The organism is Kaistella sp. CFF1-2, from assembly GCF_059509915.1.
In genome coordinates this window covers 139,867-161,620 of the sequence record NZ_JCAKLF010000001.1, presented here as the reverse complement: position 1 = coordinate 161,620, position 21,754 = coordinate 139,867, and the positions used below count along the sequence as shown (strand labels likewise).

Genomic DNA, 21,754 nt, shown 5'->3' with positions numbered 1-21,754 from the left:
TATTTTCGTGTTACTTAAAGCAAAATCACAAATGAGAAATAAATTCACCTATCCTGTTTTCTGTTTTGTATTCCTTGGTGTCAGCATTGCAGCTCAGAATGCAAAACCTGAAGATACTGAAATATGGACGCCAGAACCGCCAAAAGTAACTCCTGGAAATGTTGTCTATCAAAAACCACCTTCCGATGCCTACATTCTTTTTGATGGAAAAAACCTGAACGAATGGGTTTCTAATAATGACAACAGCAAACCAGCAAATTGGACTGTGAACAAAGGAATTCTCACTGTAAATAAAAAAGCAGGAAATATTGAAACAAAGAAAAAGTTTTCGAATTATCAACTTCACTTAGAATGGATGATACCTAAAAACATCTCTGAAAATGGACAATTAAAAGGAAATAGTGGTGTTTTTCTAGCATCTCTAGGCAAAGGCGATCCTGGTTACGAATTGCAAATTTTGGATTCTTACATGAATAAAACGTACGTAAATGGAATGGCAGGAAGCATCTACAAGCAATTCCCTCCACTTTGCAATCCTACACTTCCTCCTGGCGAGTGGCAAACCTATGATATTGTTTGGACTGCACCTGTTTTTAGCAAAGATGGAATAGTTCTTAACAAAGCACGAGTTAATGTTTATCTTAATGGCATTTTAATTCAGAACAATATTGAATTAGAAGGCCCTACTCAATATATTGGTAAATCTTCATATGCAATTTCTCACGGCGCTTCTCCTATCAAATTGCAAGCTCACAATGATCCAAGTAAACCCATTAGCTTTCGAAATATATGGATACGAGAATTATAATATTGATATACTTATTCTTAATGATCATTTTAAATAAAAACTCCCTTCTAAATTTAGAAGGGAGTTTCATTTAAATAGTATTTGAAAAAATTAATTCTTCTTCGCCCACCAAAGCGGTGTTAATACGGCATCTTCACCATTTAATAAAGAAACAGCCTGAGCATAACCCACAGGATCGCTATTTCTAAATGTACTAGGATATGGCAATCTTTGAGGGAAGTTTTTCACCGAGTTTGTCATATAATTTGATGAATTAAGATTTGGTATGTTAGGTAAAGGTTGTTCTACAGCTGGGTTTTCAAAGAATGGTAATCCCAATCGTCTATGATCATTCCAACCTTCAAGAGGCAACCAAGGTGTATTTGCAATAAATTTCTGAGTAATAATCTTAGTAAGCTTATCATTTTTTACACTACCGTTTTTATAAATTGTATTTACAGGATATTTTATTTGAGCCGTTCCCGCAACTTTTGTTCTTCCATCAACAAAATTCATGGTATGCGAAGCACCAGGTTCTGTCGTATGTGAATAGGCTGCAGAAGTACCGTTTCTATTAAATGTATTTGAAGCAATGTACGATCCATAATATTGTCCAACCCCATTGTAATCAATACTTTCTTTTACACCTTTATTGTAAGCAGCTTCATCAGACATTGGTGTCGCCCATCCTCTTAAAGAAGCCTCAGCAATAAGTAAATAACTTTCCCAGCTACCAAAGAAAACTCTTTTTTGGGTACTGTTTCTGTATTTTTGAACTACAGAAGGCGTATATCCTGCTACACCTCGAGCTCCATTTCTACTGAGCTTAGCGCCCCAAGATCCGATAGTATAAGCATTCCATGAATTTTTCACATTTACTTTCTCTATGCTACCATCTGCATAAACGAAATTTCTAACGTACTCTGCATCCGTATATTTATACATAGCAGGATAATTTGCATTGTTGGTATCACCTACCACAAAGAAATTTGCAAACGCTCTTGGATCCATTTTATTTGGAATTCCGTCAAGCCAATACCCTGTTGAAGGATCATTAGTTAAAAGCGGAAGTTGGTCTGGAAAATAAAGTCCGATATAATCTTCTGCTTTAACATAAGGTTTCATTTCTGCAGAAACTTGATCAGCTGAATTTACTCCACCTAAACCTACATATAAGTTATTAAGTGTCGAAGAAATGATTTGAGAGTTCCATCCACGAGACATAACTCCCGTTAAATCGTCCCAACCATCTTTTTCTTGCACCGAAAAATTTTCGCTACTTGTTGATATAAATTTATTAGTAGCTGCAGCTGCTTCAAATTCAGACTTAGCTTTAGCCGCATCAACTTCCGATAAACGCATTGCCAGCCTCATTCGCATCGAATTTGCATAACGAATCCATTTATCCCAATCGTATCCATATGCGGGGTCTTCTTTTTTCAATTCTTCTGACCTAGCAACCGAGGTATCAATTTTGCCTACCGCGTCTTTTAACTCAGCCAAGAAGAAATAATAAGCATCCTTTGTTGAATTGAATTCCGGATTATATCCTTTGAATCCATCCAACGGAATAGAACCAAAATTATCACTCAATTCGCTCATTAAATACACTCGCCAGATTCTAGCGACTTGCTTAATGTTTTCATTGTGAACTTGTGCTGTACCTTTTTCTTGGCGCTCATCCGCCATATTAATTGCGTTATTAGCATTACGTAACCAGGTCGAAACATAGCCCCAGTAATTGGATGACCAACCATCATCGTATGAACCACCGGCAATACCAGTTGAATACTGTTGTCTTCCTGCTGTTTTCCAATACAATACAAATGCTCTTTCTGCAACTTCAGGATTCATTTGCGCACCAATAATGGAATTATTTAGAAAATATTCCGGTAAAACCTTTTCAGTTTCTACTGCGTTGGGATCTACATTCATTTCATCAAACTCACTACATCCCGTAGCTCCAACTAGTAAGATAGAAAGTCCGATAATTTTAAATATGTTATTTTTCATGTCTTTTTTGTTTTTTAGAATCCTACTGTTAAATTAAAGTTGAAAGATCTTGACGTAGGAAATGAGAAATATTCAAAGCCTGAAGCGTTCGTATTTACCGCGAAAGATGATTCAGGATCGATCCCATCGGCTTTACTGTGAATCATCCATACATTATTTGCTGATAAAGTTAATCTCGCATTTTGAATGAATGTACGCTCTAACATCGTTTTTGGAATACTGTAACTTACCGAAACGTTTCTCAAACGAATATTTGTAGCATCGTAGATAAATGCTTCGTTAATCCCTAAATTAGAACTTCCTCTAGATACCACAGCTCCCCAATAGTCTTCTGGCGAAACCGCCACCGTATTAGCAGTATATGTAGTTCCGTTTTGCTTTACACCATCAACAATAAAATCTTCACGTCCGCCGTTCATAACCGTTTGTGCTGATCTTCCGCTAGCGGCAAGTGAATGCTGTGTTCCTGAGAAGAATTTCCCTCCAAAACGTCCATCAACTTGGAAAGACAATGTGAAATTTTTATAATTAATCGTATTGATAAATGATGCAATTGCTCTTGGAGTTTGATCTCCCAGTTCTTTAGGTGTACTGTTTGCTAATGGCAAGCCACTATTATCCACAATAATTTTTCCGTAGAATTCGCTGTTTGGGTCTTCCACTCTTTGGTAAGACGTTCCCATAAGAACACCATACCGGCTTCCTACATTAGCATAAACTCCGAATGCATCAAAACCACCATTTGGTAATAAATACGTTTTCAAAGAACCATCAAGATTGTTAATTTTGTTGATATTTTTCGAGAAATTTGCCTTGGCATTCCAAGTGAAATTATTGTTTTTAACAATATCGGCTCCAAGCATTACTTCGATACCTTCGTTTGAAATCTCCCCCGCATTAATCATTTTTCTTTTATACCCAGAAAAATCATTTAAAGGAAGTTCTAACAATTGATTTTTTGCTTTCGTATTGTAATAGTTAACATCTAAATCAATTCTATTGAAAAATCTCAAATTCGTTCCAAATTCATAGGTAGATAATTTCTCACTAACAACATTCGGATCAAATAAAACATCACCACTATTCGCAACGAAATTCCCGTTTGGATCCAACTGAACATTATAAATGTTGTGCAGCTTGTACGGATCTAAAGAGTTACCCGTTTGCGCAAAAGAAGCTCTAATTTTAGCAAAAGTTAAAAAATTTCCTAGCGTTTCGGTATTATTCAACTTTTTAATCATATCCGTTATAACTAACGATGTACTTGCTGAATAATATTGATACGAACGGTTTGATTCGATTAAGGTAGAGGCCCAGTCATTTCTAAATGTTCCATTTAAGAACCAGAAACCATCATAGTTAATTTCTCCAGTTGCAAATGCGGAGTTAATTTGCTTTTCTGTACGATCTTCGTTGACATTTCCGGATGATAACTTAATATTTTTAACAACAAAATAATTCGGGATTGCAAGGATTCCACCGATATTTGTTCTATTATAGCTTGTTTTCATGATCTGTCCAAAAACAGAAAGCGATGCTCCCCATTTCCCAACGATATTATCTTTCTTCGCATTTAAGCTCAAAATGTAGTTATTTTCAAAACTACGATCTTGCCCTGTTGAATATTGATTATCTATATTTCCACCGCTATATACTTTTTGTTCAAATTTGGAGAAATACATATCCGTTCCTACTTGTGCATTCGCGTTCAACCAATCCGTAAAAGAGTATCGAAGATTTGCATTAACTAAAAAACGATTTCTAAAGTCGTTATTTAAACGATTATGCACGTTCCAATATGGGTTATTCCCATCTTTAATATACCAGTTTTGCTTTGCGCCTAAAACATCCATTCCTGATTTTAAATCAAGGATATTTACGGTACTAGGCATGGATACTAATGTTGAATAGTAATTTCCATTGTTTCCACCACTGATTGGTCTATTAGAAGCTTCGGAATTAATATATTGAAACTTTAAATCGGAATTCCATTTTTTATTTTCTCCAAATTGAGACGAAACTCTCGTTGTAAAGTTCAATCTTTTGTATTTGGATTCTGGTACAATACTGTTATCAGACAAATAACTTACCGATGAAAATAATTGCGAATTTTCTCCTAACGCATTTTGAAAAGTCAACGTATTAAGATTCGAAATTCCTGTATTAAAAAAGTTTCTAAGGTTGTTATACGTTTGCAAACTTACCTCTCTATCTCTCCAATCCGTAACTTTTTGTCCAGTAATACGAGCTCCCCAGCTTGAACCAGAAGTTGCACCATACTCGCCACCGTTACCTTGAGAAAACTGATTTTGAACTTCAGGCGTCATAAAAAGATCGCTAATCGTTAGCGTATTCGAGTAAGTAATTCCAGCTCCTTTTCCACGTTTACCGCTTTTTGTCGTAATCATGATAACCCCATTTCCCGCGCGAGAGCCGTACAAGGCTGATGCTGCTCCACCTTTTAGAACACTGACATTTTCGATATCTTCCGGGTTAATGTCGCTTAAACCATTTCCCATATCCATATCAGGATTCCAGAAATCGTTATTTTTGGTTCCCACGAAGTTGTTTAGCGGAATTCCATCAACAACAATTAAAGGCTGGTTGTCCCCGGTAATTGAATTGTAACCTCTTAAGATAATTTTCGATGACGCAGCTGGTCCCATCGTAGATTTCACAAGCTGAAGCCCCGTAACCTTACCAACAAGAGAATTGGTTACGTTGGTTTCGCGGGCATTTTTAATGGCATCACCGGAAATGTCTTGATACACGTATCCAAGAGATTTTCTTTCCTTTTTAATTCCGTAAGCTGTAAGAACTACTTCTTCAATCGTTTTTGATTTTAAAGAATCTTCTTGAGCTTTCAGCAATCCACCGTAAAGAAACAGTGCCGCTAAACTTAGAATTTTAACATAAGTTTTTTTCATAATCTAATTTAGAATTTTCTTGTATTTACGGAATTAAATATAAATATTTTATCCATTCAAAGAATACCTTTTAGAAAATTAAATAAAAACGACTGTTTTTTACATATTTTGTATTACATAATTTTAGAAACAACTAAAAATATTAACTAATAATTAACAATTGTTAAGAAATATTTTATATTGATAAACCAATCTTCAGATTGTTTTTGTCCAAAAATTGATTAAAATAGAAGTAAAATAAAAAAGCTCAGCAAAAATTTGCTGAGCTTTTTTTTATGGATATCAATATTGACGTATTACTCTACCAATATAATTCCTTTTTCATTGTTGAATTCTACCACACCACTTGCAATTGGGTACGAGAAAAACGGTTCTTTATCTACTTCTTGCGTAAAATTTTTAGCGTATTTAGCATCAATAGTGTCCGTAAAAAGTTTTACTTTTCCCGAGTTAAGTGATGATACGATAGCAGCGTGGCTTTTCATAATATGAAATTCCCCATTTTTTCCAGGAAGCAAAACAGATTTTACTTCTCCTTCAAATACTACCGTTTCAGGTGTTAATATTTTAATGTTCATTTTAAATTTAGATTTGAAGATTTCAGATTTCAGATTTCAGACAACCTTAAAGTCTCATGTCTCGTATCTGGTATCTTTATGTCTAATTATTAAGCGTTGTTTTCAGCAAGCATTTTTTCTCCTGCTTCAATCGCTTCATCGATAGAACCTTTCAAGTTGAAACAAGCTTCTGGAAGGTGATCCAACTGTCCGTCGATAATCATATTAAATCCTTTGATGGTATCTTTAATATCTACCAACGCACCTGGAATACCTGTAAATTGTTCTGCTACGTGGAAAGGCTGAGATAAGAATCTCTGTACTTTTCTTGCACGGTAAACAACCAATTTATCTTCTTCAGAAAGTTCTTCCATACCAAGAATCGCGATGATATCTTGTAATGCTTTATATCTTTGTAAGATTTCTTTTACTCTTTGTGCACAGTCGTAATGCTCGTTTCCTAAAATTTCAGGATTCAAGATTCTAGAAGTAGATGAAAGTGGATCTACTGCTGGATAAATTCCTAATGAAGCAATCTTTCTGTCCAATACCGTTGTTGCATCTAAGTGAGCAAACGTTGTAGCTGGAGCCGGGTCAGTTAAGTCATCCGCAGGTACATAAATTGCCTGTACTGAAGTAATAGATCCGTTTTTAGTTGATGTAATTCTTTCCTGCATCGCTCCCATCTCAGAAGCTAATGTTGGTTGGTAACCTACTGCAGATGGCATACGACCTAAAAGTGCCGACACCTCTGAACCTGCTTGTGTAAAACGGAAGATATTATCTACGAAGAATAATACGTCTCTTCCTTGTCCTTGTCCATCACCATCACGGAAATATTCTGCAATCGTAAGTCCAGAAAGGGCAACTCTAGCTCTTGCACCAGGTGGCTCATTCATCTGTCCGAATACGAAAGTACATTTAGAATCTTTCATTTCTTCAAGATTCGCTTTAGAAAGATCCCATCCTCCATTTTCCATAGAGTGCATGAAATCTTCACCGTACTTAATAATTCCAGATTCCAACATCTCTCTCAAAAGGTCGTTTCCTTCTCTTGTTCTTTCTCCTACTCCCGCGAATACAGAAAGACCACCGTGACCTTTTGCAATATTGTTAATCAACTCCTGGATCAATACTGTTTTACCTACACCAGCACCACCGAACAATCCAATCTTACCTCCTTTTGCATAAGGCTCGATAAGGTCGATTACTTTAATACCTGTAAATAAAACTTCTGCTGAAGTTGATAATTGATCAAATTTTGGCGCTTCTCTGTGGATTGGCAAACCGCCGTCTTTAGATAATTCTGGAAGACCATCGATAGCATCACCAACAACGTTAAACAATCTACCATTAACACCGTCTCCGATTGGCATAGTGATTTGTCTTCCTTGAGCTACAACTTCTTGACCTCTTTTAAGACCATCTGTAGCATCCATTGCGATACATCTTACTGAATCTTCTCCAATGTGTTGTTCTACCTCTAGAACTACTTTATCGCCATTCTCTTTGTTAATAACCAAAGCATCATAGATTTTTGGAAGCTCTTCAACTTCTGTGAAGATAACGTCGATAACAGGACCGATAATTTGTGAAATTTTACCTTTTATTTGGTTTGCCATTGCTAAAAATTTTCGTTTTGCAAATATAAGGAAACTTCCTAAATCTGCAATTGGTTAAAAGAAAGATTTTTATCATATTTGTATTCAAATTATTTCACATTGAAAATCTACCGAGATTTCGAATCATTTTCTTCTAAAAATCCCCTTGCACTGTCCCTTGGAGTGTTTGATGGCGTGCATCGTGGACACCAAAGTATTATCGAAAAACTAACGCAAGTTGCCCAAGAAAAAAACTTAGAACCTTCTATTTTAACTTTTTGGCCGCATCCACGTTTGGTGTTTAACCCAAATGATGATCTTAAATTATTGAATACCGTTGAAGAAAAAGCGCAGCTTTTAGCGCAGTTCGGAATTCAGAATTTATTTTTAAAAGAATTTGATGAGGCATTTCGAAATCTTTCGGGTGAAGAGTTTATTCGACAGATTTTAGTTGAAAAATTGAATGTAAAATACCTTATTGTTGGTTACGATCATGTTTTTGGAAAAAACAAAAGCGGAAATTTTGAATTGTTAAAGCAATTAGCTCCCGAATTAGGTTACGAAGTAATCCAAATGGAAGCCGTTAATATTCATAATGATCACATTTCTTCAACAAAAATCAGAAATGTGCTTGCTGAAGGCCGAATCGAAGAAGCCAACGAAATGCTAGGATACCCGTATCCAATTTCTGGAAAGGTGATTGAAGGAAAGCAAATTGGACGAACGATTGGTTTCCCAACAGCTAATATTGATTATCAAACCATTAAACTTCTTCCTAAAAAAGGCGCTTATATTGTTGACGTTTTTGTAGATGGAATTTTCCACAAAGGAATGCTAAGCGTTGGTACCAATCCAACCGTGAACGGAGATCAACTAACTGTTGAAGTAAATATTCTTGATTTTGACCAAGATATTTATGGGAAAGAAATCACCGTTAAATTTCGCGATTTTCTTCATGACGAAATTAAATTCGAAAGTCTGGAAAAACTGATTGAAAAATTGAATGAGGATAAAATAAAAACAGAAAAGTTTTTTAGTAAATCATAAACAAAAACGGAAGCTAGTAGCCTCCGTTTTTTATTTACATTTTAGCGTCCATTAACTTTTCGCCGGCTACAGTTCCTTTTTTCAATTATTTTTTTACAACAAATGGTTGCTCACTTTGAAAATCTTTAGGAAGAATCACATCAAAATGGATGTTTTTATCAAGATCGAGTTCAATATTGCTATGTTTCAACGCAAGTTCCTTTCCGTTTTGCAATAAAGAAGCACTTCCATGGATCTTTTTGGCTTTTTTCTCCATAACCAATCGTAAAACGTTATTTACAGGTCTGTTGAAAACCGTTAAATATAAGGTATCGTCTTTTTGAGTGAAATTTCCGTAATCAGAAAGTGGTACATCCGCATGTCTTGTTCCATAAACTGCTTCCGAATTTATTTTCATCCAATCCCCTATTTGAATTCTAATTTTATCTTCTTCTTGGTGGAAATTACCATTACCGTCCGGACCAAAATTCAACACAAAATTACCACCCATTGATCGTGACTTCATCAACATATCAAGAAGGTCATAGGTGTTTTTTGTATAAAACCCATTCCAATCTATCACATAAACCCAGCCGTTTGGCGGAATTGTCATTACCGCACCCCCAATCGTTCCCATTAAGAGATTCGTAGGTTTTAGGTAGCTTACGCTCCCAACCTTGTTCATAATCTCCTAGCAAATCGCCATTCGAATCGAAATATCGTTTTCCAGACTCATCATTTCTAAAACGGCTTCGAATAATTAAGCCGATATGTTTCTCACGAAGTTCTTTTTCTAAGTTATAGGTAAATTCTGCATAGGAAACCCAGCTTTTGTCCCAAGTGCCATCAAACCAAAATCCTTTTATTTGCGGATAATTTTTCAACAATTCTAAAAGCTGATTTCATGTATACTTCAAAAATGTATTGAATTTTGCTTTCTCTTCAGCTGTTTTGGGTTCCGTATGGATATAATCCGGATTGTTCCACTCTAAAACTGAAAAATACTAGAATACATCAATTCCTTCTGCGGTATAGGCATCTACAACTTCTTGTACAATATCCTTTTTATAAGGTGATTTTGTAATATTATAATTCGAATACTTGGTTGGCCACAAAGCAAAACTATCATGATGCTTAGTTGTATAAATAGTGTATTTTGCTCCCATTTGTTTGGCTTCTTTTGCCCAACGTTTGGCGTCAAAATTTTTGGGATTAAATTGCTTATACAGATTATCGTACGTTTTTTCCCAATCTTTGTGAGCCGTTGGCCCTTTCCAAGTACGAAGCCACTCCGAAGCAGCAGCTCCTTTACGTGCACTAACACCCTCCCATTCGTTTCCTGGAATTGCATAAACGCCCCAATGGATGAACTCTCCAAAACCGTAATCTCGGAATTTCTCCTTGTCCGTATCCGTTCTGTTTGCAGGTGTTATCGGACCATACTTCAATGTTTTCCTTTCTTTTGGCTTTTCTATTTTTTCACCTTTCCACGCTTGCGCATTAATTCCGACTGAAGCTAACATCAAACCTTAAGCTCCTATTTTGATTTTTTTTTTCATATTATTCTAAAGTCCAAATCATTTCATCTGAGAAATTTTGTTTTCCATCTGTAGCCTTTGCTTTAATGATGTTTTCTCCTTTTTTTAGATTTACATTTTCCAAAACCCAATGTTTTGCATTAACTCCATTTTTCGGAGTAAATTCTTGTCCATTAATGATGAATTTTGGATTTTTCAGATTAGAAAATGCTTGGATTTTAGCCGTTGAAGTTGTTCGTTTATTATCACGTCGATTTGCTAAATAAAGCATTGGTTCAGGATTCCAGTTTGCCTTGTACCAATAAAAAGAATCTTTTTTACGCTTACGATCAAAACTAATTAAGCCTTTCAAGTTTCGAGCATTCACGCCGCCACGATTCCACATGGGAACTGCAAATTCAAACATATTCCAAACATAAGACGCCGCAATTATTGGATGTTTCTCAATGATCGCCCATTGCTGAATGTGGGTTTCCGTTTGATAATTTTCTGGAAAGAAGGTTCCATTAACAACATTGGCGGGTTTCTGAGGCATTTCTGAAGATTGATCCATATTACCATCCGCACCATATTCACTTAAAATAATTTTATAGGTCGGGAATTTTTCTTCAAGATTTTTTGCCCATTTTTCCAAATCCATAATTTCACCCGAATACCAACCGTAATAGTGGTTAATTCCTTGAATATCGGTTGTCAAATTTTCTTGGCGATCAATTTCGCTATATCCATTTACAGCACTTGTGAAACGACCTGGATCCAACTGTTTTGCAATTTCATTGAGCTGTTTAGAGAGCGTTGGCACCTGCTCATCTCGTGTTTTGGAGTATACTTCATTATGAATTCCCCAAACATAAATGGAGGGATGATTGTAGTTTTGCTTCACCAACTCGGTCATTTGTTGCTTTGCATTCTCAGATTCTTGATAGGAAACGGCATTCACAAACGGAATTTCTGCCCAAACCAAAAATCCGTACTCATCAGCCAGTTCATACATTTGTGGCGCTTGTTGATAATGAGCCAAACGAAGCGTTGTCACGCCCATTTCTTTCATTAACTCCATATCCGCTCGATGTTGTTCAACACTTAAAGCCGAACCGTAGCCCCATAAATCTTGATGTCTAGACACGCCATGCATTGGATACGACTTTCCATTTAAAATAAACCCTTTTCCTGGAATTACTTCCACTTTTCGAATTCCTAAAGGTTGGGTTACAGCATCAATTTCTTGACTCCCTTTTAACAACCTGCTTTTTACAGAATACAAATACGGATCGCGAACACCATCCCATAAATGCGGATTTTTCATTTGAAATTCTTCTGTAAGATAAGTTGTTCCTTGAGGTGAAACAGCTACTGGAGATTTTTTAGTTGTTACAACTTTCCCTTTAGAATCAACAATTGAAGTTTCTAAAGTTAAATTTTGAGTTTGTGTTTCTGTGGTTGTAAATTTAGCTGAAACTCCAACTAATGCTGATTGTTTGGAAACATTTTTCTGTTTTATTAAAATTCCAGGCGCGGCATCATCGGTTACCGTAAAGTTCGTTTTATCAGTTGTTATTAATGAAACTGGACGATAAATTCCCCCATAGATAGGGAATAAAAACTGATTAACCGGAATCACATCTTTTCTCGCCTGATTGTTAGCAAGAACCGTAATTACATTTTCTGTCTCTTTATTTAATGAATGTGTGATTTCAAAAGCAAATTGAGAATAACCGCCTTTATGAGCTCCAATATATTTATTATTTACATAAATCTGAGCAACCTGACCAACGCCTTCAAATTTTAAATAGATTCGTTTATTGGCTTGTTCAAGAGCTAATTTTAGTTTTTTCTGATAGACCACCGTTCCCGTATAAAAGTTTCTATCCTTCTGCATATCATCTTTATTAAATGTATGCGGAAGATTCACTTTTTCCCATAAATCGATGGATGTCAATTTTAAATCTTGACCATTTTCAAAATTAAAATTATAGGTATCATTTTTAGGCTGAAAAAATGCCCAATCTTGGTTGAAACTTTCTACTTTTCGTTGTCCATAAAAAAAAGTAAAGCCCAAAGCGTAAGCTAACACCATTCCACTTTTAAAATTTCTTTTCATTAAAATCTATTTATATTTGGGTAATACAAGCTATTTTCGATTGACAATTCAATAGTATAATTGAAATTAGGTGTCAATTCAATAAACGTTCACTAAAATAGATTTTTTTTTGATAATTTGATATGTTTTTAAAAAAAATATTTGTCAAATTTGAAAAAACAGTTATATATTATTGTTTAATGGGTAGCTCGATGAAATCTATAGTTTTAAAACAATATCTCCAATTAGCCTTAATAATCTGTATGATGATTAAATAAAAAATCTAGCAAAATTATTTGCTAGATTCATAATTAAGTTATGATTATTTTTTTACTTTTCCCATTCAAATATTGCTTCAATACCTGGCCTTTCTTTGATCTCTTGCCTAATAACACCAGGCATTCTAATATCAGCAATTTGTTTTGAAAATTTTGCTCTATCCGCATCTTTAAGCGAAATGAAATCTTTATTTTCAAGTTCGTTGTAGTTCTTATAAAGTGGCACAAATTTTACAACTTCTTTATTATTAGTTTCTACACTAGTTGCTTTCCACCAAAAAAAAGATAAATTTTTTGCTTTTATTTCCAGAATCAATCCTGGCAAACCATAAAATTTATAAGGTCCTGCATCAAACTTCAAATCGGGAGTAAAATATGCTTCATAATTACGTCCTCTAAATTCACCTTCTGCTTTAAAACACTTGTAACCTAATAAAGTTTTGGTATTTTTATAGTCTATCGTTCAATTAATCTTTGGAACATTGTCTTTTACTAAATAAAAATGTTCACTGTCATTACCAATCACTTCCATAAAATGAAAAAAACGATTTTCATCAGAATTTATATTATTTGAAATATAGTGATTTGAAAAACCTACATTCTTAGTTTTTGCAGAAATGTCATTTGGGTACTTAAATGACACAATAGAATCTTGGATAGAAATTGCATTATTTTCTTTGAGATAAAGATACTCCTTTACATTTGCAATCGCTGACCTAATATTCAAATATTCTACTTTCACCTGTTGAGAATAAAATAAAAAAGGAAATATTAAAAATATGTACTTAATCATAATTAATGTTTTAAGGCTGAGTACTATCAATAGGAGCCGAACTTTCACTTGTAACTATGTACCCTCGAGCAATTAAACTGTTAATCACATTACTTTGCCAACTTTGACATGATGCTAATGTAGGCTGATCAGAAAACTTATAATCAACATCATAAGCAAAACCATTCTTGTCATAATAGGTAATTGCTACACCACATAGTTCTACATTAAATTCTTTAGAGTCCTTAAACTCACTAACTTGGCTATTAGTTCTTACTTCAGTTTTTGCAAAAGAAGCTGCTGAAAATCCAACTGTGAAACACAGTCCTAAAATAATCTTTTTCATAATGTTTTGTTTTAAAAATTTTGGTTTTTTCTACCAAATGCGTGCACTGATTTGGTATTTTTCAAACGTAAAAAAAAAAAACACAAAGCAAGTATTTTTTTGAATTTTTTATTATATTAAATTGATTTAGTTGCGAAATCACTAAATAATTATTTTAAATATTCAATATAATTATGCAAAATCAATCAAAACACTATAAATTTACTATAAATAAAAAATTACAATCGCCATTTAATTTCACTCATAATTTCCTCTCTTACTTTCTTTGTTAGCGACGAAAAAACCAAATCGTACGAATGATCGATGAGTTTCAAAATCAAATCGGATTTGATGCCGATACATTGTACCGAGTTCCAATGTTTTTTATTCATATGATAACCGCCCGTAATTTGAGGATATTCTTCTCGTAAGGAATCGCTCCACTCGGGATCGGTCTTTACATTTATTAATAAAGGATGTTTTTCTAAGCTCATTAAGAGAAAAATCTTTTCTCCGACTTTAAAAACTAAGGTTTCATTATCGAAAGGGAAATCCTCACGAACACCTTTCTTCTTTAAACAATAATCTCGAATATCATTTGCTTCCATACTTGTAAAAGTAGTATTTTTAACTAGAAAATTTGAGTTAATCTTATGAAAGCTTTAATCATTGGCGCAACAGGCGCTACAGGAAAAGAGTTGGTAAAACAACTGGTTACTGATTCTAATTTCTCAGAAGTTCATACGTTTACGCGTAAGGATTTGGATTTTCAGCATCCGAAATTGACAAATCATGTCGTTGATTTTGAAAAACCTGAAGATTGGAAGGATTTGATTCAAGGAGATGTTGCGTTTTCGTGCCTGGGAACCACTCTTAAAGCGGCGGGCAGCAAAGAAGCGCAGCGAAAAGTAGATTATGATTATCAATATCATTTTGCACAAGCAGCAAAAGAAAATCAGGTGGATGATTATGTTTTGGTTTCGGCGTATGGTGCATCACCTCAATCTAAACTCTTTTATTCACGCATTAAAGGTGAACTTGAAGAAGCCGTAAAAGCATTGCATTTTAACAAATTAACAATTTTTAACCCCGTAATGTTGGAGCGTAAAGACAGCGATCGTCAAGGCGAAGTTTTGGGCGGAAAAGTGATTCGGTTTGCAAATAAATTAGGTTTATTCAAAAGCCAAGAACCTTTGCCTACCGATGTTTTGGCTCAAGCCATGATCAAGGCTTCCAAAATAAAATCAAACGGAATCTCTCAAATAAAACTGAACACGATTTCGAATTTTGCGAAAAAAACAAATTAAAAAAATCCACTCAAATGAGTGGATTCTTTTTTAGTTCAAATATTTTGTAATCGCTTCGTCTGTTGGTTTTGTTGTACTAACAAAGGAATCAATTAATTTTCCATTTTCGTCTACTAAGAATTTCGTGAAGTTCCATAGAATACTTGTGTCTTTTACTCCATTCAATTCTTTTTCAGTTAGGAATTTAAAAATTGGCGCTGTGTCGTCACCTTTCACCGAAACCTTCGCTGCTAAAGGAAAAGTTACACCGAAATTTTTCTCACAAAAAGCTCCAATTTCTGCATTGCTTCCTGGCTCTTGACCACCAAAATTGTTTGCTGGAAACCCGACAACCACTAATTTTCCTGCATATTTTTTAGAAATCTCCTCCAAATCTTTGTATTGTGGTGTAAATCCACATTCGGATGCGGTGTTTACAATCAGGATTTTCTTTCCTTTATAATTTGCAAAATTCAATTCGCCTCCGTTTAAAGCTTCCACTTTATAGTCGTAAATAGATTTTCCCATAAGTTCTTTGGTTTTCGATTTAGAAACGTCGGATTTCTTTTGAGCGCAACTTTGAAAAAACGCTACTACAGAAAGAAAAACGATAAATAATTTTTTCATTTTAATTCGATTTAAAATTTAAATGTATTCTCGGGCAATACTCTATTGGTCTCGATTTTCGAAAGCAAAATCACATAATCACCATCTTTTTTATCGCTAGAACTCTCAATTCTGAAAGGAAATTTCAAGCTTCCAACAGGCTTATAATCGGAGTAGATTAAGGTTTCATCGCTTTTCTCTTCTTTAATCAACATGTAATTTTTGGTATCAAAATAATACATGGTTTTATTCACATTCTTGGTTAATTCTACTTTATGGCAGTAGATTTCCCCAATTTTTTCTTTTCCTAAATACTTGGCTTCAAAACCTTTATTTTCCCAATCGATAAAATCATTATCAAAACTTTCGGGAACATAACTTGCGTATTCCTGCAACTTGTTGGTCGCATAATTCATGGCATAGCCTTTTTTACCGTCAAAGCCTTCAATAGGCATTTCTTTACGGTTAATGGTTATTGCCGTTTTGGTTAAATTCGGTCTTTGTTGGAAAATTTTAATCGGATATTGATCTTTAATTCCCAAGCTCACATTTCCAGTAAGAATCACGGAATTCAATAATTTCCAATTCGTTAATCCTCCTGTATTTTCAATGTTTTTATCTATAATTTCTTTTGCTGTTTGAGCAAAAAATAGTTGTGCAAAAAGGATGGTTACTACCAAAAAAACGTTCTTCATTAGTTCAATTTGAAATTCAAATATATCTCTTTTCTTTTAAACGAGTAGTATCGAAACTTATTTTCTACAGATGAGATTTCGCATTGTTTAAAATCTCTTTCGCTTTTTCTAAATCTTCTGGAACATCGATTCCCACTCCAACAAAGTCGGTTTCAATTAATTTAATTTTCATTCCGTACTCCAAATAGCGGATGCATTCAATTTTTTCTGCTATTTCCAAAGGTCGCATCGCCAGTTGAGCAAACGTAATCAAGGCTTCTTTTCGAAACGCGTAAACACCAATATGTTTGTAGTATAGCGTTTCCACCGAAGTCTCTCTAGGATAAGGAATTACGGAACGACTAAAATACAAGGCAAAACCCTCTTTATCTGTAATTACTTTGACGTTATTTGGGTTTTCAACATCTTCAAAATTGGAAAGTTGAATCTTCAACGAAGCCAAAGAAATTTCTTTTTGATGATCTTCATGAAAAACCGAAATCAATTGTTTCAAAGGTTCTTTTTTCAAGAAAGGTTCATCACCTTGAACATTAACAACAATGTCGCAATCGATGTTTTGAACCGCTTCCGCAATACGATCGCTTCCCGTTTCATGTTCGCCCGTCATCACAGCGTTTCCGCCATTATCCATAATTTCGTTAAAGATGATTTCCGAGTCTGTAGCAACAAAAACATCGTCAAACAAACCTGTTTCAACAACATTTTGATAGGTTGTTGAAATCACCGTTTTTTCACCCAAAATTTGCATCAATTTTCCTGGAAAACGACTTGCTTGATATCGTGCCGGAATAACCGCTATAATTTTCATAATCGCTTATTTTTGGATTTTTCCCGAAGGAAGAATTTTATACGTAAACTCCTGAATTTTAGCCGGATCTTCTAGATAATTTTCGTCAGTTAATACGATTTTATCTTTTGAAATATGGCTTGATTTTCTGAACGCTGATTCAGCAATCTCATCATACGCCACTTCTATGTGATCAATTACTTCTCCCTGAAGATTGAAATTCAATAATTCTGTTGAAATCTCCATATCACCTTTATTGAATGAAACACTAATGGTTTTAAAATCCGGACTCAAATCATATCTCGAATTGATTTTAAAATTACTTCCATCCGTAAACAATTTATCCAATTTCAATTCTTTTAAATCAGCTTCTGTTAAAGGCTTTAAAAGATTTTCATTATCAAAATTAGTAGAATCAACCACCGGAATCGATTTCAAAGGAAACTTCTCTATAATCGTTTCAAAATTCGGATTTATTGGCTTGTTTTCACTGACTGTTTTCGTTGATAACGAATCTTGATTAGATGAATTTTCTATTGTCGATTCTTTTTTACACGACAACAAACCCGCTAACACAAGTCCAATTAGGGCTAATCTCATGTTACTTCAATTGAGCTAAAGCATTTTCTAATTTCGGCAACATTACTTTGATTTCGTCCAAAGAAAGTCCACCAACAGAAGCACGGAACCAAGGCGCTGAAGCATCATCTCCAAACGCTGAAAACGGCACCAAAGCCACCCCACCTTCTTTAATTAGATAAAACACCAAATCCGAAGAATTCTCAATCACAGAACTATCCGGTTTTGTTTTTCCAATATAATCAAGCTTAATTGTTAAATACAAAGCGCCCATCGGCTGAATGCTTTCTACAGCCATTCCTTTGGATTTCATATCTTGAATTCCTTGGTGAAGGACTTTCAAACTCGTTTCTAACTTTCCTTTAAAATCAGTAACAAACGAATCAACACGTTCTTTACTTTCATAATATTTCGCGGTAGCTTCTTGCTCTGGCTTTGGCGCCCAAGCACCAACATGCGTCAACAAAGCCGCCATTTTCTTGATAATATGTGATGGACCGAATCCCCAACCTACACGAACTCCCGTTGCGGCAAGACATTTTGAAATTCCCTCTATATACACCGTATAATCTTTCATTTCTGGAAACAACGAAACGGGATCAACGTGTTTGGCATCAAATGTTAAATTCGAATAAATTTGATCGTACATGATGTACAACGGTTTCTCATCAGCGCCACGAGATTTATTTTCTGCAATAACCAATTCACAAATTTCAGTCAACTGTTCTTTAGAAAACATCGTCCCTGTCGGGTTCAAAGGTGAACACAAGCATAAAAGAACAGCTCCTTTTAGGTGATCTTTTAAATCCGCAGCTGTTGGCAGGAAATTGTTTTCTTGAGTCGTTTTCACTTCGACCGCATTAGCTCCCGTCATGTACGCATAATGATTGTTATTCCACGAAGGAATTGGGTAAACCACTTTATCGCCTTCATCAACAATCGTTTTGAAAACAGCATAAATTAACGGTCTAGAACCAGCAGTAACCAAAATGTCATCTGGTGTATAATCCAAATTCCAACGAAGTTTCAAGTCTTGAGAAACGGATTTTCTCAACGTAGCCAAACCATTTGCTGGTGGATAGTTTGTTAAATTATTTTGATAGGCTTTCTGAATTTCTTCTTTCAATTCCGCTGGAATTGGATAGATATTCGAATTCAAATCTCCAATCGTCAAATTCGCAATTTCAGCACCTTGTGCTTTTAAATCATTGACTTCATTTCCGATTTTCACAATTTCAGAACCGATCAGGTTGGTTGCTAACTTTGAAACTTTCACTTTTTACGTATTATTTTCGTTGATTAAAACAACAAAATTATTGAATAATAATGACTTTGGACTGTTTTAAAAGACAAAATTTGGTATTTTTTTACTTCTGCGTAAGCATAAAAAAAGCTTTCCAAAAAAGGAAAGCTTTTCTATTGTTGAAATGATTATTTATCTTGTTAATTACAGATTCAAGTCTTGTTTTACTTGATTTATTTTTGCTTCTAAAACAGGAAGTTTAGCAACAAAATCAGCTTCTGAATTGATAGAGTCTTTTACCGAAACATAGAATTTAATTTTAGGCTCGGTTCCTGAAGGGCGAACACAAACTTTGGTTCCGTCTTGCGTATAGTAAATCAAAACATTGGATTTTGGAATATCATCCATCACCTTTTTCTCATTTTTAGAAACTACAAAACACGTTTGTTCTTTGAAATCTTTTACTTCTTCCACTAGCGATCCAGCGATTTCTTTTGGTGGATTTTCGCGGAAATTCTTCATCATATTTTGAATTTCTTCTGCCCCTTCTCTACCTTTTTTCACTACATTAATTAAGCCCTCATAATACATTCCGACTTCTTTGTAAATATCGATCATGTACTGATACATCGTTGTACCATTGGCTTTACACCAAGCAGCGATTTCGCAAGCTGTAAGTATTGATCCACAAGAATCTTTATCACGAACGAAATCTCCCGTCATAAATCCAAAACTTTCTTCGCCACCGCAAATGAATTTTTCTTTGCCTTCGAAATCACGAATCATTTTTCCGATCCATTTGAAACCTGTTAATCCAACTTTGCAATCAACACCGAATTTCTCAGCAACATCAAAGAAAACGTCGGAAGTTACAATCGTAGAACCAATAAATTCTTTTCCTGTAATTTTTCCTGCTTTTTTCCACTGATCTAGAATGTAATACGTCAAAATCGTATTGGTTTGATTTCCATTCAGTAATTGCATTTCGCCATCTAAATTACGAACCGCAATTCCCAAGCGATCTCCGTCTGGATCTGTACCAATAACGATATCGCCGTTGGTAATTCGAGCCAAATCCATTGCCATAGACAACGCCGCTGGTTCTTCTGGATTTGGAGAATCTACCGTTGGAAAATTCCCACTAGGAATCATCTGTTCTGTAACCAAATCAATTCTAGTGAAACCTGCTTTTTTCAAGGCTTTTGGAACCGTTGTATAGGTAGTTCCGTGAATCGATGTGAACACGATATTCAGCATATCGCGACCTACATTTTGATACATGGAGTTTTCAATACACGCATCAATATACACATCATCTTGTTCTGGTCCAATCCACTCGATTAAATCATCATTTCCATCAAATTTTATCTCTTCAAATTTCGTTGAATACACTTCTTTGATGATGTTTTCATCGTCTGGTGGAACCACTTGCGCCCCATCATTCCAATATACTTTATAACCATTATATTCTGGCGGATTGTGCGAAGCCGTCAAAACAATTCCAGCATTACATTTTTTATCACGAACGGTAAACGACAACTCAGGCGTTGGGCGATGCTCCTTGAAAAGTAATACTTTAATTCCGTTTGCTGTAAGAACGTCTGCAACTAGCTTTCCGAACTCTTTGGAGTTATTTCGAACGTCGTATGCAATCGCAACTTTAATCTCCTCATTAGGAAACGATTGATGCAAATAATTGGCAAGACCTTGCGTTGCTTGTCCTAAGGTATATTTATTCAAACGATTTGTTCCAACCCCCATAATTCCACGCATACCGCCGGTTCCGAATTCTAATTCACGATAGAAAGAATCTTCTAAATCGGGAGAATTTGAATCGATAAGCTCTTGAACAGCGTTTCGTGTTACTTCGTCAAACGTATCGTTTAGCCACAATTTTGCTTTGTCTACTGTTGTCATATGTATTTTTCTAATTTTTAAAGTTCTACATTTTCTACTTTGGTGTCTTTTCCGATTTTAATGGCTCGGACAGGATCACCATAATAAGTTAGTTTTGCGGTGTTATCAACAACACCTTTCAACGTATCTTTTGTTGAAATCTCGGTATAGGAACCGTTTTTCGCATTCAAATTCAAGGAATTCACTTGCCAATAAGTTGCAATAATGTTTGCTGTGTCTTGAATTTTCAAATCTGCTCTATTCGTTACTCCTGAAAAGTTCGCCAAACTTCCGTTGGACATTTCCAAAGAAACTTTTGGTGAACGAACAAAACCAATGAATTTTGCGTTGTCTTTTATCGCTACCTTCAAATCTTGGCCTTTCATTTCTCCTGAAACATTAAATTCCACCGAATCTGCTAATTTCAAAAAGTCGGTTTTATTCTTGGTATAAACCGTTACCGTGTAAAATTCTTGTCCTTTCGTTGCTCGGTTTTCAATCAACTTCAATTGGTCGTTATCCACATCAACATCCAAATTTTTAATGTAATTGGGATAGGACTCAACTTCCACTTTATTTAAATCGGATTCAATATAAAAAACTCGAAATTTTCCTTTTGCATCGATGCCTTTAAAATCCCCGATTTTATATTCTTTCATCTCGATTTCGCCTTTAGGCTCTAGTCTTCCGCAACTTACCAAAATGCCCAACATCAGAGGAAAACCAAAAAGATACGAGATTCTATTCTTTAAATTCAT

At 35.0% G+C, this 21,754-nt stretch carries 22 protein-coding genes; 3 read left to right on the top strand and 19 right to left on the bottom strand.

The window, feature by feature from the left end; genetic code table 11:
* Nucleotides 1–31 precede the first annotated feature (31 nt).
* On the top strand, nt 32–808 hold the full coding sequence (locus AC5XHR_RS00765) for a 3-keto-disaccharide hydrolase (protein WP_495948860.1): 777 nt from the start codon (nt 32–34) through the stop codon (nt 806–808).
* Between the two features lie 90 nt (nt 809–898).
* Here AC5XHR_RS00765 and AC5XHR_RS00760 read toward each other — a convergent pair whose 3' ends face one another.
* The 4 genes from AC5XHR_RS00760 to atpD form a co-directional block, all read right to left on the bottom strand.
* Nucleotides 899–2,800: a SusD/RagB family nutrient-binding outer membrane lipoprotein gene (locus AC5XHR_RS00760; protein WP_495948859.1), complete on the bottom strand. Its 1,902-nt coding sequence runs from the start codon at nt 2,798–2,800 to the stop codon at nt 899–901.
* Between the two features lie 14 nt (nt 2,801–2,814).
* Entirely contained in the window at nt 2,815–5,727 is a 2,913-nt protein-coding gene (locus AC5XHR_RS00755; protein WP_495948858.1) for a SusC/RagA family TonB-linked outer membrane protein, read from the bottom strand.
* Between the two features lie 296 nt (nt 5,728–6,023).
* Nucleotides 6,024–6,305, bottom strand: a complete 282-nt coding sequence (locus tag AC5XHR_RS00750; protein ID WP_495948857.1) for a FoF1 ATP synthase subunit delta/epsilon — start codon at nt 6,303–6,305, stop codon at nt 6,024–6,026.
* 89 nt (nt 6,306–6,394) lie between these two features.
* Complete coding sequence (gene atpD, locus AC5XHR_RS00745; RefSeq protein WP_495948856.1) at nt 6,395–7,906, bottom strand: F0F1 ATP synthase subunit beta; 1,512 nt, start codon at nt 7,904–7,906, stop codon at nt 6,395–6,397.
* Between the two features lie 99 nt (nt 7,907–8,005).
* On the opposite strand from atpD, the gene AC5XHR_RS00740 reads away from it, so the two are divergent.
* The gene (locus AC5XHR_RS00740) at nt 8,006–8,932 is read left to right on the top strand and encodes a bifunctional riboflavin kinase/FAD synthetase (RefSeq protein ID WP_495948855.1); all 927 of its coding nucleotides are present in this window, start codon (nt 8,006–8,008) and stop codon (nt 8,930–8,932) included.
* A gap of 85 nt (nt 8,933–9,017) precedes the next feature.
* Here the strand turns inward: AC5XHR_RS00740 and AC5XHR_RS00735 are convergent, their stop codons facing one another.
* The 8 genes from AC5XHR_RS00735 to AC5XHR_RS00700 form a co-directional block, all read right to left on the bottom strand.
* A complete protein-coding gene (locus AC5XHR_RS00735; RefSeq protein ID WP_495948854.1) occupies nt 9,018–9,548 on the bottom strand; it encodes an alpha-L-fucosidase in 531 nt (176 codons plus the stop codon).
* Nucleotides 9,454–9,798 (bottom strand): hypothetical protein, encoded by a 345-nt coding sequence (locus tag AC5XHR_RS00730; protein ID WP_495948853.1) that lies wholly within the window; start codon nt 9,796–9,798, stop codon nt 9,454–9,456. The genes AC5XHR_RS00735 and AC5XHR_RS00730 overlap by 95 nt, the downstream gene beginning before the upstream one ends.
* Before the next feature lie 117 nt (nt 9,799–9,915).
* On the bottom strand, nt 9,916–10,434 hold the full coding sequence (locus tag AC5XHR_RS00725) for an alpha-L-fucosidase (RefSeq protein ID WP_495948852.1): 519 nt from the start codon (nt 10,432–10,434) through the stop codon (nt 9,916–9,918).
* A 37-nt stretch (nt 10,435–10,471) separates the two neighbouring features.
* Nucleotides 10,472–12,550, bottom strand: a complete 2,079-nt coding sequence (locus tag AC5XHR_RS00720) for a glycoside hydrolase family 2 protein (protein WP_495948851.1) — start codon at nt 12,548–12,550, stop codon at nt 10,472–10,474.
* 309 nt (nt 12,551–12,859) lie between these two features.
* A complete protein-coding gene (locus AC5XHR_RS00715; RefSeq protein ID WP_495949701.1) occupies nt 12,860–13,267 on the bottom strand; it encodes a GLPGLI family protein in 408 nt (135 codons plus the stop codon).
* Between the two features lie 3 nt (nt 13,268–13,270).
* The gene (locus AC5XHR_RS00710) at nt 13,271–13,600 is read right to left on the bottom strand and encodes a hypothetical protein (protein ID WP_495948850.1); all 330 of its coding nucleotides are present in this window, start codon (nt 13,598–13,600) and stop codon (nt 13,271–13,273) included.
* 10 nt (nt 13,601–13,610) lie between these two features.
* On the bottom strand, nt 13,611–13,925 hold the full coding sequence (locus AC5XHR_RS00705; RefSeq protein ID WP_495948849.1) for a hypothetical protein: 315 nt from the start codon (nt 13,923–13,925) through the stop codon (nt 13,611–13,613).
* A 218-nt stretch (nt 13,926–14,143) separates the two neighbouring features.
* Entirely contained in the window at nt 14,144–14,512 is a 369-nt protein-coding gene (locus AC5XHR_RS00700) for an MmcQ/YjbR family DNA-binding protein (protein WP_495948848.1), read from the bottom strand.
* 45 nt (nt 14,513–14,557) lie between these two features.
* Between AC5XHR_RS00700 and AC5XHR_RS00695 the strand changes: the two genes are divergently transcribed.
* On the top strand, nt 14,558–15,211 hold the full coding sequence (locus AC5XHR_RS00695; protein WP_495948847.1) for an NAD(P)H-binding protein: 654 nt from the start codon (nt 14,558–14,560) through the stop codon (nt 15,209–15,211).
* 30 nt (nt 15,212–15,241) lie between these two features.
* On the opposite strand, the gene AC5XHR_RS00690 is transcribed toward AC5XHR_RS00695, so the two are convergent.
* The 7 genes from AC5XHR_RS00690 to AC5XHR_RS00660 form a co-directional block, all read right to left on the bottom strand.
* Nucleotides 15,242–15,817 (bottom strand): glutathione peroxidase, encoded by a 576-nt coding sequence (locus tag AC5XHR_RS00690; RefSeq protein ID WP_495948846.1) that lies wholly within the window; start codon nt 15,815–15,817, stop codon nt 15,242–15,244.
* Nucleotides 15,818–15,828: 11 nt separating this feature from the next.
* A complete protein-coding gene (locus AC5XHR_RS00685; RefSeq protein ID WP_495948845.1) occupies nt 15,829–16,491 on the bottom strand; it encodes a histidine kinase in 663 nt (220 codons plus the stop codon).
* Between the two features lie 64 nt (nt 16,492–16,555).
* Nucleotides 16,556–17,299, bottom strand: coding sequence for a 3-deoxy-manno-octulosonate cytidylyltransferase (kdsB, locus tag AC5XHR_RS00680; protein ID WP_495948844.1), 744 nt, complete (start codon nt 17,297–17,299; stop codon nt 16,556–16,558).
* A 6-nt stretch (nt 17,300–17,305) separates the two neighbouring features.
* On the bottom strand, nt 17,306–17,878 hold the full coding sequence (locus AC5XHR_RS00675) for a hypothetical protein (RefSeq protein WP_495948843.1): 573 nt from the start codon (nt 17,876–17,878) through the stop codon (nt 17,306–17,308).
* Between the two features lies 1 nt (nt 17,879).
* A complete protein-coding gene (locus AC5XHR_RS00670; RefSeq protein WP_495948842.1) occupies nt 17,880–19,133 on the bottom strand; it encodes a pyridoxal phosphate-dependent aminotransferase in 1,254 nt (417 codons plus the stop codon).
* Nucleotides 19,134–19,304: 171 nt separating this feature from the next.
* Complete coding sequence (locus tag AC5XHR_RS00665) at nt 19,305–21,017, bottom strand: phospho-sugar mutase (protein ID WP_495948841.1); 1,713 nt, start codon at nt 21,015–21,017, stop codon at nt 19,305–19,307.
* 17 nt (nt 21,018–21,034) lie between these two features.
* On the bottom strand, nt 21,035–21,754 hold the full coding sequence (locus AC5XHR_RS00660; protein ID WP_495948840.1) for a GIN domain-containing protein: 720 nt from the start codon (nt 21,752–21,754) through the stop codon (nt 21,035–21,037).

Bases quoted from the DNA above. Each gene is read 5' to 3' on its own strand.
- AC5XHR_RS00725 (WP_495948852.1), bottom strand. From the start codon at position 10,434: ATGTTAGCTTCAGTCGGAATTAATGCGCAAGCGTGGAAAGGTGAAAAA.
- AC5XHR_RS00690 (WP_495948846.1), bottom strand. From the start codon at position 15,817: ATGAAAAAATTATTTATCGTTTTTCTTTCTGTAGTAGCGTTTTTTCAA.
- AC5XHR_RS00705 (WP_495948849.1), bottom strand. From the start codon at position 13,925: ATGAAAAAGATTATTTTAGGACTGTGTTTCACAGTTGGATTTTCAGCA.
- AC5XHR_RS00675 (WP_495948843.1), bottom strand. From the start codon at position 17,878: ATGAGATTAGCCCTAATTGGACTTGTGTTAGCGGGTTTGTTGTCGTGT.
- AC5XHR_RS00760 (WP_495948859.1), bottom strand. From the start codon at position 2,800: ATGAAAAATAACATATTTAAAATTATCGGACTTTCTATCTTACTAGTT.
- AC5XHR_RS00735 (WP_495948854.1), bottom strand. From the start codon at position 9,548: ATGGGAACGATTGGGGGTGCGGTAATGACAATTCCGCCAAACGGCTGG.
- AC5XHR_RS00750 (WP_495948857.1), bottom strand. From the start codon at position 6,305: ATGAACATTAAAATATTAACACCTGAAACGGTAGTATTTGAAGGAGAA.
- AC5XHR_RS00700 (WP_495948848.1), bottom strand. From the start codon at position 14,512: ATGGAAGCAAATGATATTCGAGATTATTGTTTAAAGAAGAAAGGTGTT.
- AC5XHR_RS00660 (WP_495948840.1), bottom strand. From the start codon at position 21,754: ATGAATTTAAAGAATAGAATCTCGTATCTTTTTGGTTTTCCTCTGATG.
- AC5XHR_RS00665 (WP_495948841.1), bottom strand. From the start codon at position 21,017: ATGACAACAGTAGACAAAGCAAAATTGTGGCTAAACGATACGTTTGAC.
- AC5XHR_RS00695 (WP_495948847.1), top strand. From the start codon at position 14,558: ATGAAAGCTTTAATCATTGGCGCAACAGGCGCTACAGGAAAAGAGTTG.
- AC5XHR_RS00755 (WP_495948858.1), bottom strand. From the start codon at position 5,727: ATGAAAAAAACTTATGTTAAAATTCTAAGTTTAGCGGCACTGTTTCTT.
- AC5XHR_RS00720 (WP_495948851.1), bottom strand. From the start codon at position 12,550: ATGAAAAGAAATTTTAAAAGTGGAATGGTGTTAGCTTACGCTTTGGGC.
- atpD (WP_495948856.1), bottom strand. From the start codon at position 7,906: ATGGCAAACCAAATAAAAGGTAAAATTTCACAAATTATCGGTCCTGTT.
- AC5XHR_RS00685 (WP_495948845.1), bottom strand. From the start codon at position 16,491: ATGAAGAACGTTTTTTTGGTAGTAACCATCCTTTTTGCACAACTATTT.
- AC5XHR_RS00710 (WP_495948850.1), bottom strand. From the start codon at position 13,600: ATGATTAAGTACATATTTTTAATATTTCCTTTTTTATTTTATTCTCAA.
- kdsB (WP_495948844.1), bottom strand. From the start codon at position 17,299: ATGAAAATTATAGCGGTTATTCCGGCACGATATCAAGCAAGTCGTTTT.
- AC5XHR_RS00765 (WP_495948860.1), top strand. From the start codon at position 32: ATGAGAAATAAATTCACCTATCCTGTTTTCTGTTTTGTATTCCTTGGT.